A 14,837-nucleotide genomic window follows, 5' to 3' on the forward strand; every position below is an offset into this window, starting at 1 on the left:
TATGTGCGTTATTCACAAGTTTGCATGCTTGTAATGCACGGTGACGTATGGCACGATGATGCTGGCATCCACTCCCGACCAAGGAACCTCCTCGTGAATATTGCACTCAAAAGCGTCCGCAAGCTGCGCATCCATTGGCCTGTATCTGTTGAGACGATGACCCGTATGGGGCAAGGCGAATCCAGCGCCCTCGAATCGGACACCGGCATCGCTCGCCTCCTGGACACACTGAAGGCCACCCCTGAGCTCGGCGGGTTCGGCAACTACCACCACGTCTTCGAATCCACGGCGGGTTTTGAGGGTTTCACCGTGGCAGAGGGCGCAAATCCAACGCTGGGTAAGGTCGGCCAGCGGACCATCTCGCCCACCTTTGTCTTCACGTCCTACTTCGATGCCGCCTTGGACGAACCATCCGTCCAGCTACTGGTGCAGCGCATTGTGGAAATCCACCCATGGGAGGTTCCCGTCATTGAAGTCTCCGCGCCGCTCAGCGTTTCCACCGGAGGCGCCGTATCCTCCAAGGCCGCGGACATCCTTCAGGAAAGGATCGCCTCGTGAAAGCTCCGTTGTGGCAGGAATTGGCGCCCCTGCTCGCCAACAGGACCTTCACCGACCTGACACACGCCTTCCATCCGGGCCAGCCGCACTTTGCGGCGTTTCCCGATGAGCAACGCGAAGCCCTCTTTGACATGGACAAGGGCGACGGATTCACCGCGCACAGGTACTCGATCGTCGGCCAGTGGGGCACGCACGTCGATCCGCCGTCGCACTTCATCCGAGGCGGCCGAACTCTTGACCAGCTACCGGTCCAGGAGATGGTGCTGCCCTTGGTGGTCCTGGACATCAGCAGCCGCGCCGCGACCGACAACGACGCTTCGCCGACGCTGGCCGACGTCGACGCCTGGGAGGAACGCAACGGCAGGATCCCGGCGGGATCCTTCGTTGCGCTCCGCACGGATTGGAGCCTGCGGTGGCCCGATGCCCAGGCAATGGCCAATCGTGATCCGGAAGGCATCAGCCACACGCCGGGATGGTCGCGGGAAGTCCTTGAGGTGCTGGTCGAGGAACGCAACGTAGCGGCGATCGGGCACGAACAGACCGATACAGACCCCGGCAGCGCCACATCACGCCAGGACTTCAGCCTCGAAACCTACATACTGGCCAAGGACAGGTGGCAGATCGAACTCCTCGCCAACCTGAAGGGCGTGCCGGAGTCCGGGGGCGCAGTTATAGCCACCTGGGCCAAGCCACTCGGTGGAAGCGGATTCCCCGCCCGCGTGTTCGCGGTCCACTAAGGCGACAGTCCGCCCGTCGTCAAGCCCGCGTCGGACTGCCCCCGGGACTGGCTAGAATCGAGAAATGTCAAAGACCTCCAGCATGGGCCGCGGCATGATGGCCGTCCTCACCGTTGGCGAGCGGCACGCCGAAGGGTACGACGGCGGTACGGTCGCCGAAGTTGCGGCGCGCCTGGACAAAGACCGCAGCCAGGTCTCCCGCAGCCTCAAAGGTGCACTCCAGGAAGGGTTCCTGGCACGCACGGCGGACCGGGCGTACTGCCTCGACTGGTCGCTCCTCACCGATGCCCAGCTGGTGACCGAGCAACGGCTGCGGACTGACGGGTTGGCGGCGTTGGAGGGGCTGGCGGCCGAATCCACCGAGGCCTGCTTCCTGGGCGTTCTCAGCGGAAACAGCACAGTCACCATTGCCGAGCACGTACCTGCAAGCGCCAACCTTGTTGGCTCATGGCTGGGCCGCCCCTATCCTGCCTATTGCAGCGACGCCGGCCAGGCTCTTCTGTGGGACGCTCCGGCGGAGGAAGTGCGGCGGATCTTCCAGAACGTGGAGTTCGTCCGGCACGGGCCCAACACGCCATCGTCGGTGGACGACTTTCTTCACCGCCTGGAAAGTGCCCGGAGCAGGGGCTACTCGATCGTCGACGAGGAGGCCGAACCGGGCCTCTATTCGCTTGCAGCACCGATCCGCGACTTCAAAGGCGACGTCGCCGCGGCGCTGCAGATAGTGGGCCCGAAAGAGCGGCTGGAACCCCAACGGGAACAGCATGCGCTGGCACTCGCGTCATGGCGCGACTGGCTTGAAACCCGGGTCGGCGGAATTCAGTGAACCTGGCCCTGGGCGGAACCCAACCGTTTTGCCGCCGCCTGCAGGGCCCCGGCCACCACAGCAATGTCCAGCTCAGCACCGGAAAGGCTGCCCAGCACGCTGAGTGCAGCCAGGATGTCACCGCGGGGTGAGCGCACAGGGACTGCCAGTTCCCACACAGCGTGCTCGTATTCTTCGGTTGCCAGGACGTATCCTCCCGGCCGGTCGCGCTCCATCAGCTCCTGCACCTCGGCTGGAGTGTGGGCGGCGGCCGGTCCGCCCACGCCGATGAAATTTACGTCCTTAAGCAACGAATGCAAGGCGCCGGTGTCGTGATCCCACAGCAGGGCCCTGCCTGCCCCCGTGCACCAGGCCGGTGTCACCATCCCGGGCTTGGCAAAACCGCCCAGAGCGGCGTTATTGATTGAAGCCCGAAGGAGCTGCACCCGCACGCCGTCCCGTACGGACAATCGGGCGCGGAGGCCAAACCCGGACACCAGCTCTTCCAACTCGGCTCTGGATTCCCGGACCCAGTTCCCGTTGAGGGAACCGGCCAGGGAAAAGAAGCGCCGACCCACCCTGAACGGCCCGCGGTCCTCCCGCTCCAACAACTCGAGGTCGCAAAGCTCCTGGGCCAGCCGGGATACGCGACTCTGTTCCATGTCCAGTTCCGCGGCCAATTGTGAGACACCCAGCAACTGCCTGCCCTGTTTTTCCCGGTCAGCCACCAACCGCACCAAGCGAAGGCCCTGGGCCAAGGACGACGCTTCGGATGGAACATCCACGGATCGGGCTCCTTTCAGCATGCTCTAGCCATTCTCACATGGCCGTCTCCTGCGCGAGGACGCGGGAACCCCCTGCCCACACTGTGTAGAGATCGGCAAGGATGCTGCCGTTGGCTGACTCTAGCTCATTCACCGTGATCTCCTCTCCACCTTGCCGGCCGAAGAGGACTACCTCGTCTCCCGGGCTGATGTCCGTGACGCCGGAAACGTCCACCACCATGGAATTCATGGAGACCGCGTCCACCACTCGAACCCGCTGTCCCCGGACGAGCACAGTCCCTGCCTTGGCCAACGCCCGCCTGTAACCGTCGCCATAGCCGGCGGTGACGGTGGCCAGCCGCGCGTGGGATCGCAGCGTATGAAGGAGTCCGTAGCCCACTTTGCTACCTGCGGGATAAGTGTTTACCGAGCCGATTCTGGCTTTGAAGGCCAGGCATCGCCGGTAGCCCGGATGCCGTGGATCCGAGTCGCCGTAGAGCAGCGCGCCCGTCCGGACCATGTCCAGCCAGGTTGCAGGAACGTTGAGCGTCGCGAAGGAGTTGGCTGCGTGCAGCAGTATCTGCTCACGTGGTATCCGGGCCGCACTAAGGATCGACAGGGCCTGCTCCAGGAAACGGCTCAGACCTGCTTCGATGTCCGCAACGTCGTCCAGCGGGAAATGCGTCATGATACCGGCAAGTTCCAGGTGCCGATGACTCAAAATTCCCGCTGCTGTTGCCCTCCCCAACGCCCCGGATACGTCAAGGCTGTGGCGGCTTATGCCGGATGAGTTGATGTCCAGATGGATGCGGACCACGCGCCCGGAATCAGCTGCAATCCGGTTGATTTCCCACGCGCTTTGAGGGTCGGCAACCAGCTCTTCGACGTCATATCCGACGGCGGCTGCTACCTCCTGTGGTGCGGCGGCGCGGACACGGAGCAACTTGCCGGTGAAGCCGACGCTCCGGGCGATAGCTGCTTCACGGTTGGAACCGACACCAATGCAGGGGACGCCGGTCCGCACGAGCGAAGGCATCAGCAGCTCCGCCCCGTGCCCGTACGCGTCAGATTTGATCACGGCGCAGACCTTGGCACGGTCACACAAGAGTGCCTGTACTCCACGCACGTTGGATTCGAAAGCGTCTCCGTCTACTTCCACCCAGCTGGCCAGATGATCAGTGCGGGGTTCGGGGGGAACCGGATGCAACATGGGGGTTCCTTTGAATACGGCTCAGCGGCCGGGCTAAACAGTGCCCGGCCGCTGAGCATGGATAACGGAATCAGGCCGGCTGGGCCTTGCGGGTCCTGCCGCCGTAGCGGAACCGGAAGAACAGGTAGCAAGCGGCCACGAACGGAACCCCGAAGTACAGCGCTGCTATCTGCGACGGGTCCATGGCGATGCCCACCAAGGAAACGAGGCACAGGACAAAGGCGAGGATGGGCACCAACGGAAACAATGGCGCCTTATAGGGGAGATCGGCTACGTTTCCGCCGTTGCGGACGAAGGCGCGCCGGTGGAAGAAATGGGAAGCCACAATCGACATCCATACGCCAACAACGGCAAAACCAGCCACGGACACCAATGCCAGATAGACGGTTTCAGGTGCCGCGACGCTGCTGATGAGGGATGCGAGGCCGCCCAGCATGCTCACGGAGAGCGCGATCATGGGAATGCCGCGGCGGGTGAGCTTTTTAAAGGCCTTCGGCGCGTGGCCTTCGTCCGCAAGCGAATAAAGCATGCGGGCACAGGAGAACAGGCCGCTGTTGCCGGCGGACAGCAGGGCGGTGATGATGACGAAGTTCATGATGTCCGCCGCATAGGGAATCCCCGCGGAAGAGAACACTGTGACGAACGGGCTTTCGTCCAGACCCACCTGGTCATAGGGGACCGTTGCCGCAATGACAGCAATTGCACCGACGAAGAAGATCAGCAAACGAATGACGGTGCTTCGCATTGCCTTGGGAATGTTTCGCGCGGGATCGGCCGTTTCCCCTGCCGCGACGCCGATCAGTTCAGATCCGGAGAAGGCGTAGAAGACCGCCAGCGCGGTAACCAGGACGCCAGTGAATCCATTGGGGAAGAGACCGGCTGAAGTATTGAAGTTCTCAAAGAGGAAGGGATGGTTGCCGGAACCGGACAACGGGTGAAAGCCAAAGAGGGCCGCGCCGCCGAGGATGATGAGGCCGATAATGGCGCCCACCTTGATGATGGCGAACCAGAACTCGGACTCCCCGAAGAACCGTGAAGAGATTGCATTGAAGCCGAAGAGGATTGCGGCGAAGACAAGGCACCAGACCCATACCTCGACATCCGGGAACCAGCGCTGCATCAAAAGTCCTGACGCCGTGAACTCCGAACCGATGGCCACGGCCCAGCAGAGCCAGTACAGCCAAGCGGTGGTGAATCCCGTGGCCGGTCCAATCGAGCGCGCTGCGTAGATGTGGAAGGCCCCGGATACGGGATAGGCAATGGCCAGTTCGCCGAGGCACGCCATGACAAGGTATACGACGAACGCACCAATCAGATAGGCGATGACTGCGCCCAGCGGACCGGCTTGGGAGATCGTATAGCCGGAACTCAGGAAGAGTCCGGACCCGATCACACCTCCCATTGCGATCATGATCAGGTGCCTGGTGCCCATTGATCTGCGAAGTCCGCTCGGGGCAGGCCCGGCGCCGGCTGCTTCCGGCCGGTGGTCCAGTTGCAGGGGTGTTGAAGATTCCATGTGATTCTCCGGTCGGTGACGGATGCGAAGGGGAAGAGCCGGGCGGGTCGAATTTCACCCGCTGGAGTCCGTAGTGATGAAGGTAACACAAAAGAACGCAAAGCAGTCATTAAAAACATTTATGAATGCATATAACGCACGCATAGATCTCCCGGATGACCTTTGATGTCCGGCGAATGGTCAAAATGACCATGCTCTCTGCCGGTATGACATGGCTGCGCTGACACCGGGCCCCCGCAGGATTGAGTCATCAAAGGCCACCCCACCTGAAGGAGCACCATGACCACCTACGATCTCGCCCTCATTGGCTTCGGCGGAGTCAACCGCACCCTTGCGGAAATCGTCCACATACGCGGTGAAGAACTCCGCGCCGAGCTCGGGTTCGGACTGCGCATTGTTGCGATTACAGACCTGCGCTTGGGATCGCTGATGGTCCCCGGCGGTATCGACCTCGGCATGGCACTGCACCTTTCGTCCGCTGAAACATTCGCAGACCACGGGGGATCCCGGGACACCAACAACGAAGCCGTGATCCGCAACTGCACGGCTGACATCATCTGCGAAGCCACCTTCACCAACCCGGAAGACGGTGAACCGGCCGTGTCCCACGTACGCTGGGCCCTGGAATCCGGCAAGAGTGTCTGCACAACCAACAAGGGGCCTGTGGCGCTCCAAGGCCCGGAGCTGGCACGCCTGGCCGAAGCGATCGGAGCCAGGTTCGAGTTTGAAGGCGCTGTGATGAGCGGTACTCCGGTCATCAGGCTCGCAAAGCAGATGTTCACCGGGCTTGCCATCGATGGGTTCGAGGGCATCCTGAACGGCACCAGCAACTACGTACTGGGCCGCATGGAAGCAGGCCTGGACCTGCAGTCCGCCGTTCGGGAAGCACAGGATCTTGGCTACGCCGAAGCCAACCCCACCGCAGACATCGAAGGATACGACGTCCAACTCAAGGTACTGATTCTGGCCAATGAACTGCTGGGTGCCGGGATCACGCTCAAAGACGTCAGCCGCGAGGGCATCTCCTCCGTAACCCCGTCAGACATCTCCAAGGCGGCTGCAGAGGGGCGGCGATGGAAACTGATCGGGTCAGCAAGCAGGAATACCGACGGCACAGTGTCAGCCTCAGTCAAACCGATGGCCCTGCCCTTGGACCATGGCTTGGCCGGTATTTCCGGTGCCACCAACGCCGTTTCCTTCGCCACGGACCTGTTGGGTCCGGTAACGATCTCCGGCCCTGGCGCCGGACGGATGGAGACTGCCTATGCCCTGCTCTCCGACATCATCGCCATGCATGCAGCCAAGAAAGTTGATTCCCATGTCTGAGACCTTGATCGCGGAGGTTCCAACCATGACCGACGTCCAGGATGTCACCAGTCCTTACGACCACCGGAGGATTGGCAGCATCAAGCTCACCAGCCTGGAAGAGGTAGAGGATGTCCTTGCCGCGGCGCGCGCCGGCGCCGAGGCATCAGCAGCGCTGTCCCGTAACGACCGGGGCAGGATCCTGGACCGCGCGGCGCAGTCCATCGAGGAACGCAGCGAAATCTTCGCCCGGACAATAGTCGATGAAGCAGGAAAGACCATCCGCCAGGCACGTAAAGAGGTCCTCAGGGCAGTGAACACCCTGCGGCTCTCAGCCGCGGAGGCCCGCCGGAATGCCGGTGAGGTCATCCCCTTTGACGCCTATGAAGGATCCGAGGACCGCCACGGGTGGTTCTCACGTGAACCCCTGGGAATCATTCTGGCCATCACGCCCTTCAACGATCCGCTCAACCTGGTAGCGCACAAGGTGGGGCCGGCAATCGCAGGAGGCAACGCCGTCGTACTTAAACCTTCGGCGTTGACTCCGCTGTCCGCCCAACTGCTGGCCGAAGCCCTCATCCAAGCCGGACTTCCGGACACCGTACTGACCCTTGTCCACGGTGGACGCGAGGTTGCCCGGAAGATCCTGTCCGCGCCGGACATCCGGATGGTGTCCTTCACCGGCGGATTCTCAACGGGCGAGGACATCGCAAGGACCGCCGGGCTCAAGAAGCTGGCCATGGACCTCGGCGGCAATGCGCCCGTCATTGTCATGGACGACGCCGACCTGGAGAAAGCCCTGGAGTCCTGCGTTTCCGGAGCGTTCTGGGCGGCCGGGCAGAACTGCGTTGGAGTGCAGCGCATCCTGGTCCACAGTTCCGTCTATCAGGAGTTCAAGGCCAGGTTCCTGGCCGAAACTGCATCGCTGGTGGTGGGCGACCCAAATGACGGAAAGACCGACGTCGGGCCGATGATCACCGCCGCGGCCGCCGGCGCGCTCATGGACAAAATCCGATTGGCCGTTGACGCCGGTGCAGTCCTGCTGGCGGGTGGCAGGAACGTCGGAAACCTTGTCCAGCCGACGGTAGCTGAGGCAGTTCCCGAAGACAGCCGGATGTGGCAGGAAGAAGCCTTCGGACCCCTCGTGATGCTGCGGCCCGTGGATTCCCTGCAAGAGGCAGTTGAGGTTGCCAACTCGATCGACTTCAGCCTCCATGCCGGGATCTTCACGTCCTCACTCGGCAATGCCATGGAGGCGGCCAAACAGCTCCAAGCGGGTGGCGTGATGATCAACGACTCCTCCGACTACCGGTTCGACGGAATGCCGTTCGGGGGTTTCAAGTACGGCAGCTTGGGCCGGGAGGGCGTGCGCTTCGCTTACGAGGATATGACTCAGCCAAAAGTCATCTGCATCAAGGACTGAGGGAGGGAAACTTTGCATAAGCAATATCGGGTGGAGGAAGACTCCCTTGGCCGCGTCGAGGTGCCGGTCGATGCCTATTGGGGCGCCCACACGGCCCGGGCCCTGTGGAACTTCCCCATTAGCGGAACTACCTTGGCGCAGCACCCCCGGCTCATCGTGGCCCTGGCAAGGGTCAAAAGGGCAGCCGCAGTCACCAACGGCCAACTTGGCGTCATTGATTCCGCCACAGCCCGGGCCATCGGCAAAGCCTGCGAAGCCATCGAGGCCGGGCGGTTCCATGATCAGTTCTGCGTTGACGTGATCCAGGGAGGCGCCGGCACCAGCACCAACATGAACGCCAACGAGGTGATCGCAAACATTGCCCTGGAAACTTTGGGGCACCCTCTCGGCAGCTACCAGTTCCTCCATCCCATAGACCACGTCAACCGTTGCCAGTCCACCAACGACGTGTACCCCACGGCCCTCAAACTGGCCTTGGCAGGAGCAGCGCAAGGCCTGTGCGAGGAACTGGACCGGCTGGTCGGGGCCTTCAAAGGCAAGGGCACGGCCTTCGCCCACATTGTGAAGATGGGGCGCACGCAGCTGCAGGACGCCGTTCCCATGACCCTGGGTCAAGAGTTCCAAGCCTTCGCAGCAACCATCGCCGAGGACCGGCAGCGGCTGGAAGAATCTGCCAGTCTCCTCCTTGAATGCAGCCTGGGGGCCACCGCCGTCGGAACCGGAATCACCGCCGCAACCGGTTACCGGGAGCGGGTAGTGGACGCACTGGCAGGGATCACTGGTTACCCGTTGGTTCCGGCCCTGAACCTGGTAGAGGCTACCTCCGATGTCGGTGTCTTCATGCACTTGTCCGGAATGCTGAAGCGCTCCGCGGTCAAGTTGTCCAAAATCAGCAGCGATCTCAGGTTGCTCTCCAGCGGACCACAAAATGGTTTGGGTGAGCTGAGGCTGCCGCCGCGGCAAGCTGGCTCATCGATCATGCCAGGCAAGGTTAACCCGGTCATCCCGGAGACCCTTAACCAGATCGCTTTCGCCGTCGCAGGCGCGGACACAACTGTCACCATGGCCGCTGACAACGGCCAACTCCAACTCAATGCTTTCGAACCGGTGATTGGGCATGTACTGCTTCAGGGACTGTCCTGGCTCACCAACGGAGCCCGCATCCTCCGGACCCACTGCGTCGAGGGCGTTGAAGCGGACGAGGAGCTGCTGCGGTCGAAGGTGGCGAGCTCGGCCGGTTTGGCCACCGCTTTCATCCCGGCGCTCGGATACGCAGCTGCAGCCTCGGTTGCGAAGCAGGCTTTGAGGGACAACGCGCCCGTGCTGGAGTCAATCACCTCAATGGGGTTGTTGGACGGGGATTCGGCCAAGGCCATCCTCGATGATGCCGCCGGACTCCGGCCGGGAATGCGTCCGGGCGGATAGCGCCCTAAACGGAACCTCTGCGGATCACATTGGAGAGCGTCATGGCCGTGACCGTATCGGCCACGCCCGGGATGGCGGCTATCTCCTCCCAGATTTCCTGGATTCGGCCCAAGGAACGGGCTTCGAGCCGGACGATCAAGTCAAAGTCACCGCTCAGGACATCGCAAAGGACTACCTCGGGGATCGCGCGGAGTGCAGCCAAAACGTCAGCTCCACGCATACGGTCCTTCCGGTAAACCATGAGGAATGCCGAAACGGAGTCCCGGGCATCTCCACCGGCCACCACGGTGTAGCCCTGGATGTAGCCCTGCCGCTCCATTCTTTCGATCCGCTGGCGTACCGCGTTCCTTGACAGCATGACCTTGCTGGCCAGTACCGCGTGGGGAACCCGGGCGTTCCTGGTCAACTCCGCGAGGATGCTTTGGTCAATACCGTCCAGGCTTGGTCGTTCCATGCGTCCCATCCACAAATAAGCATGCAGGCGCACAGTACAGCACCTGCCTTGACCGAAAGGCCCAAGAAGAAATGATACGTCCACAGCTCCGCGAGCCGACTGCGGGGGAATTCACGTGCATCCTTTTCGACATGGACGGCACCTTGGTCGATTCCGCCGAAGGAGTGACAGGGAGCGCAGCTGCGGCCCTGAAGGCAGTCGGGGCCGAAGCGCCTGGGCCGGAGGAACTGATGTCTTACGTGGGTCCGCCGATGATCGAGTCGTTCCGTTCGCTTCCGGGCATGGACGAAGAGCGGGCGCGCTTGGCCCTCAAGCATTATCGGACCCACTACGCCGAATGGGGAGTCCGGCAAGCCCGCCTCTTCGACGGCGTCTACGAGCTCCTCCAAGAACTGCCAAGCGGCCTCCCTATGGCTGTCGCCACCTCCAAGATTGAAGACCAAGCCCTCAGGATGGCTGACCTGCTGGGGATCGGCCAGTACTTCGTTGACATCTGCGGAGCCTCAGACGTACTGGATCGATCACACAAGAAGGACGTCATCGAAGCGTCCCTGCGGCGACTTCAGTTCCAAGGCGTGGACGTGGCCAGGCCTGTCATGGTGGGAGACAGGATTCACGACGTCGAGGGGGCTGCCGCCTTTGGAATCCCGACAGTTTTTGCCCTGTGGGGCTACGGCACCCAGGAGGAGCTGGCCGGTGCCGCTGCCTTGGCAGTCCACCCGAAAGATGTAGTTCCCATAGTGCTTGCCCAATAGGACCTCGCTCCACCCCAAGCCCGGGACTAATTCCGCCACCTCCGGAGTTACCTCTTTTTGGAGGAACAGCACGAACGCGACGGGATGACGGGATACATGACTACTGAGACTGAAGACGGCGTCGGGTTCCGATCCAAACGTGGCCCCATCCTGATTGCCCTGATGCTGTCCACCGGCCTGGTGGCGATCGATTCGACGATCGTCGCCACGGCCGTTCCGTCGATCGTTGAGGACATCGGCGGCTTCTCTTCCTTCCCGTGGCTCTTCTCGGCTTATCTGTTGGCGCAGGCCGTCTCGGTTCCTGTTTATGCCAAGCTCTCCGATGTCCTGGGACGCAAGCCGATCATCCTCAGCGGCATCGGGCTGTTCCTGCTCGGTTCCATCCTGTGCGGGCTGGCCTGGAGCATGCCGGCGCTCATCGCGTTCCGCGTGTTGCAGGGGTTGGGCGCCGGAGCGGTCCAGCCGGTCTCGATCACCATTGCCGGCGATATCTACACGCTTGCCGAGCGTGCCAAGGTGCAGGGTTACCTGGCCAGTGTCTGGGCCATATCGTCGGTCGTTGGCCCCACGCTCGGCGGTATTTTTGCTTCGTTGGAGATCTGGCGTTGGATCTTCCTGATCAACATTCCGCTGTGCCTGCTGGCCGGCTGGATGCTGGTCCGCACCTTCCACGAGGACGTCCAAAAGACCAGGCACCGCATCGACTACCTGGGTGCACTCCTGCTCACCACGTCGCTGAGCCTCCTGATCCTCGGTGCGCTGGAGGGCGGCCACGCGTGGGCGTGGGACTCCGCCATCAGCATCGCGGTGTTTGCGATCGGCGCGGTATTGCTCGGAGCGTTCCTGCTGGTCGAGCGGAAAGCGGCCGAGCCGGTCCTCCCACCGTGGGTGGTTTCCCGAAGGCTTCTGGCAACCACTGCGCTGGTCTCCTTTGGCGTCGGCGCTGTCATGCTCGGACTTACCTCCTACGTGCCGACCTTCCTGGAGGGCGCCATCCAAACCTCCCCCATCCTGGCGGGCCTGGCCTTGGCCGCGTTGACGCTCGGCTGGCCACTCAGTGCATCGCAGGCCGGCAGGTTCTACCTCCGGATCGGGTTCCGCACCACGGCCCTGATCGGCATCTCCATCACGGTCATCGGCACGGCGGTTCTTGCCTTGACGGCGTCAACTCCCAACGTGCTCCTGGTAGCCGTGGCCTGTTTCATCGTCGGACTCGGGCTTGGCCTGGTGGCCACACCGACCCTGATAGCAGCCCAGTCCAGCGTCGACTGGAACGAACGGGGCGTCGTCACCGGGACCAACCTCTTTTCCCGTTCCATCGGCAGCTCCATCGGCGTGGCCGTGTTCGGTGCGGTTGCCAACGCGATCTACGCGAACAGCGGCGGCCCGGACCCGCAGTCAACGGTCTCGGCGTCGATGGCCGTGTTCCTTGCCGTGCTGGTTGCTGCGGTACTGACGGTGGCAGCGGTGATCGCCATGCCCGGAGCCGGCGCGAAGGCCGCGCCCGAGTCGGCTCCTTCGGCGGAAACCGTGGGTTCGCAGGATTAGGCTCGATCCCGCAGGTCACAACGGAAGGGTCACAGCATGGAATTGATCACGGGTGCGGTGGTGAAGGTCTTCGAAGGCACCATCTGGGCCGAGGGACCGGTCTGGATCCCGCAATCCCAAACGGTCCGCTGGAGCGATATCCCCAACAACAGGATTCTGGAGTACAGCCCGGAGACGGGCCAAACGCGTGAGTACGCGACCGCCGTCGAATACACCAACGGGCGCACGCTGGACGCCGACGGAAGCGTGGTGCAGTGCAGCCACGGCCGGCGCCGCGTCGAGCGGGACCACGACGGCGTGGTGTCGCCGATCGTCGAAGCGTTCGGCGGGCGCCGGCTCAATTCGCCCAACGATGTTGTGGTGGCCAAGGACGGGACGGTCTGGTTCACCGATCCGCCCTACGGGATCCTCCCGGGCACGGTTGAGGGTCACGAGGGCGAGCTGGAGTACGGTGCCTGCTACGTCTTCCGTTTCGATCCCTCCACCCGGGAACTGACGCCGGTGGTCACGGACCTGGTGTACCCGAACGGGCTGGCCTTCTCGCCCGATGGGTCCTTGTTGTACGTCGCTGACACAGCCGGTCCGGCCCGCGGAGTTCCCTATCGCATCTGGGTGTATCCCGTGGAGCAGGGCAAGTGTGGCCCGGGCCGGACGTTCGTTGAGCTGGAAGACGACAAACCGTCCGACGGATTCCGCGTGGATGTCGAAGGCCGGGTGTGGACCTCGGCCGGAGCGTCGGTCCGGGTCTATGCGCCGGACGGCGCTCTGTTGGCGGACGTCGGGATACCGGAGAAGGTGTCGAACGTCTGCTTCGGGGGACCGGACGGCCATGACCTGTACATCACGGCGACGTCCTCGCTGTACCGGCTGCGGACCTCAACAACGGCAGCGGCCTAGCGTGTTGCTTTCCGACGTTTGTCCTGACTGGCGGCATCAGGTCATTCGGTAGAATATGATCATACTTATGTTCAAATGGAGCATAAGTGGGTATGCTTTTTCCAACCCTCACGGAAAGAGCAAAGATGCTTCTCGAACGAGACCTCATTCAAGCCACGGGATTCCGCAACGTCCGCAGCGGTGACCGCCTCACCGGATTCCAGTTGAAGCTGCGCATGCCTTCATACCGCGGCATGGCCGCGTCCCTGATCGATGGCGTAGCCGTCAGGGTAGGCAGTCTGGTGGATGTTCCGGCGCCGGTCCCAGTCTGGACTTTTGGCGGCACCACCTACACCTTGCAGGATCTGCAGGAAACTGATGGCGTCCGTTGGCCTTTGGAGGAGGCAGCCACCGTTACGGTGCCCTTCGAGGGCGGCCTGCCGCAAGGCGTACACGAGGTGTCCGTGGAGCTGAAGCTCCGCATGTCCTACATACCCCAGGAACACCAGCCATCGGTGTACCGCGAGTCCCGACACATCACGCTGGGTCCGGAAGGCGGCGATGGCGTCTTCCGCTACGGTGTCTCCCTGTACAGTTTCATGCACGATTTCGGAACGGTCCTTGACCTGGAAACCGCGTTGGCGGCCGTAGCGGACACGGGTGCAACCGGCGTCGAAATTCTCGGCGAAGGGCATGTTCCCGGCTACCCGGAGCCGTCCGCCGCCTGGATTGACGAGTGGTTCGGTTTGCTGGAGAAGTACTCCCTGGAACCCACCAACTACGGCTCCTGGATCGACACCCGCCTGCACCCGGGGCGCGGGATGACGGCGCAGGAAGGGGCGTCGGCGCTGCAGAGGGACCTCAGGCTGGCCAACCGCCTGGGCTTCGGGTTCGTGCGCCCCAAGATCGGCGTGGTTTCCAGCGACCTCATTCCGGACCCCATCTGGACCGAGTCCGTGGAGCGCTCGCTGGACCTGGCACACGAATTGGGCGTGGTGATCTGCCCCGAGATCCACTCGCCTACCCCCATCAAGCACCCGGTGGTGGATGACTACATTGAGCTCATTGAACGCACCGGGACCAAGAACTTCGGCCTGTTGATCGATACGGGGATCTTCCAGGACCGGCCCATTCCGCTCCGCGCTGGCGAGACGAGGGAAACGCGGCCCGCTTTCCTGGATGGCATCGGCGTGGATCCGGCGGATTTTGCTGACATCGCGAAATACGTGGTCTTCGTCCAAGCCAAGTTCCACGACATCGACGAGCACCTGGAAGACCAGCAAATTCCCTGGCAGCCCGTGCTCCAAGCCCTGAAGTCCGCCGGATACAACGGCTACCTCTCCAGTGAGTACGAAGGTGAACGGACGCCGTGGCGGTCCCTCGAACAGATACGCCGCCAACACTCGCTCATCCGCAGGATTGCCTCCGGACTCGACTGACTCAACCCCCGATTATTGGAGA

At 62.6% G+C, this 14,837-nt stretch carries 14 protein-coding genes; 10 read left to right on the forward strand and 4 right to left on the reverse strand.

The window, feature by feature from the left end; all coding sequences use genetic code 11:
• Window positions 1-93: 93 nt before the first annotated feature.
• The 3 genes from ACSVIE_RS06315 to ACSVIE_RS06325 all read left to right on the forward strand — a co-directional run bounded on the left by ACSVIE_RS06315 (window position 94) and on the right by ACSVIE_RS06325 (window position 2,121).
• A complete protein-coding gene (locus ACSVIE_RS06315) occupies window positions 94-558 on the forward strand; it encodes a hypothetical protein (RefSeq protein ID WP_426005713.1) in 465 nt (154 codons plus the stop codon).
• Entirely contained in the window at window positions 555-1,295 is a 741-nt protein-coding gene (locus tag ACSVIE_RS06320; protein ID WP_426005715.1) for a cyclase family protein, read from the forward strand. Before ACSVIE_RS06315 ends, ACSVIE_RS06320 begins: the two co-directional genes overlap by 4 nt.
• A 64-nt stretch (window positions 1,296-1,359) precedes the next feature.
• A complete protein-coding gene (locus ACSVIE_RS06325; RefSeq protein WP_426005716.1) occupies window positions 1,360-2,121 on the forward strand; it encodes an IclR family transcriptional regulator in 762 nt (253 codons plus the stop codon).
• Here the strand turns inward: ACSVIE_RS06325 and ACSVIE_RS06330 are convergent.
• The 3 genes from ACSVIE_RS06330 to ACSVIE_RS06340 form a co-directional block, all read right to left on the reverse strand.
• Window positions 2,115-2,885, reverse strand: a complete 771-nt coding sequence (locus ACSVIE_RS06330) for an IclR family transcriptional regulator (RefSeq protein ID WP_442423342.1) — start codon at window positions 2,883-2,885, stop codon at window positions 2,115-2,117. The genes ACSVIE_RS06325 and ACSVIE_RS06330 overlap by 7 nt on opposite strands.
• A 34-nt stretch (window positions 2,886-2,919) precedes the next feature.
• Window positions 2,920-4,074, reverse strand: coding sequence for an alanine racemase (alr, locus tag ACSVIE_RS06335; RefSeq protein WP_442423343.1), 1,155 nt, complete (start codon window positions 4,072-4,074; stop codon window positions 2,920-2,922).
• A 70-nt stretch (window positions 4,075-4,144) separates the two neighbouring features.
• Window positions 4,145-5,590, reverse strand: coding sequence for an amino acid permease (locus tag ACSVIE_RS06340; protein WP_442423344.1), 1,446 nt, complete (start codon window positions 5,588-5,590; stop codon window positions 4,145-4,147).
• Window positions 5,591-5,869: 279 nt separating this feature from the next.
• Here ACSVIE_RS06340 and ACSVIE_RS06345 point away from each other — a divergent pair, with 279 nt between their 5' ends.
• The 3 genes from ACSVIE_RS06345 to ACSVIE_RS06355 are packed head-to-tail and all read left to right on the forward strand — an operon-like array spanning window position 5,870 to window position 9,743.
• A complete protein-coding gene (locus ACSVIE_RS06345; RefSeq protein ID WP_426005723.1) occupies window positions 5,870-6,916 on the forward strand; it encodes a homoserine dehydrogenase in 1,047 nt (348 codons plus the stop codon).
• Window positions 6,909-8,318 (forward strand): aldehyde dehydrogenase family protein, encoded by a 1,410-nt coding sequence (locus ACSVIE_RS06350; protein WP_426005724.1) that lies wholly within the window; start codon window positions 6,909-6,911, stop codon window positions 8,316-8,318. Before ACSVIE_RS06345 ends, ACSVIE_RS06350 begins: the two co-directional genes overlap by 8 nt.
• A 12-nt stretch (window positions 8,319-8,330) precedes the next feature.
• The gene (locus ACSVIE_RS06355; RefSeq protein WP_426005725.1) at window positions 8,331-9,743 is read left to right on the forward strand and encodes an aspartate ammonia-lyase; all 1,413 of its coding nucleotides are present in this window, start codon (window positions 8,331-8,333) and stop codon (window positions 9,741-9,743) included.
• Window positions 9,744-9,747: 4 nt separating this feature from the next.
• Here the strand turns inward: ACSVIE_RS06355 and ACSVIE_RS06360 are convergent, their stop codons facing one another.
• Window positions 9,748-10,197: an Lrp/AsnC family transcriptional regulator gene (locus tag ACSVIE_RS06360; protein WP_426005726.1), complete on the reverse strand. Its 450-nt coding sequence runs from the start codon at window positions 10,195-10,197 to the stop codon at window positions 9,748-9,750.
• Between the two features lie 71 nt (window positions 10,198-10,268).
• On the opposite strand from ACSVIE_RS06360, the gene ACSVIE_RS06365 reads away from it, so the two are divergent.
• From ACSVIE_RS06365 to ACSVIE_RS06380, 4 genes are all read left to right on the forward strand, one after another.
• A complete protein-coding gene (locus ACSVIE_RS06365; protein ID WP_426005728.1) occupies window positions 10,269-10,952 on the forward strand; it encodes an HAD hydrolase-like protein in 684 nt (227 codons plus the stop codon).
• Between the two features lie 96 nt (window positions 10,953-11,048).
• Window positions 11,049-12,500 (forward strand): MFS transporter, encoded by a 1,452-nt coding sequence (locus tag ACSVIE_RS06370; protein ID WP_426005729.1) that lies wholly within the window; start codon window positions 11,049-11,051, stop codon window positions 12,498-12,500.
• A gap of 36 nt (window positions 12,501-12,536) precedes the next feature.
• A complete protein-coding gene (locus ACSVIE_RS06375) occupies window positions 12,537-13,397 on the forward strand; it encodes an SMP-30/gluconolactonase/LRE family protein (protein ID WP_442423345.1) in 861 nt (286 codons plus the stop codon).
• 125 nt (window positions 13,398-13,522) lie between these two features.
• Window positions 13,523-14,815 (forward strand): C-glycoside deglycosidase beta subunit domain-containing protein, encoded by a 1,293-nt coding sequence (locus ACSVIE_RS06380; protein ID WP_442423346.1) that lies wholly within the window; start codon window positions 13,523-13,525, stop codon window positions 14,813-14,815.
• The last annotated feature ends 22 nt before the right edge of the window (window positions 14,816-14,837 follow it).

This window comes from Paenarthrobacter sp. NCHU4564 (genome assembly GCF_052156435.1).
In the GTDB taxonomy this organism is placed as follows: Bacteria; Actinomycetota; Actinomycetes; order Actinomycetales; family Micrococcaceae; genus Arthrobacter.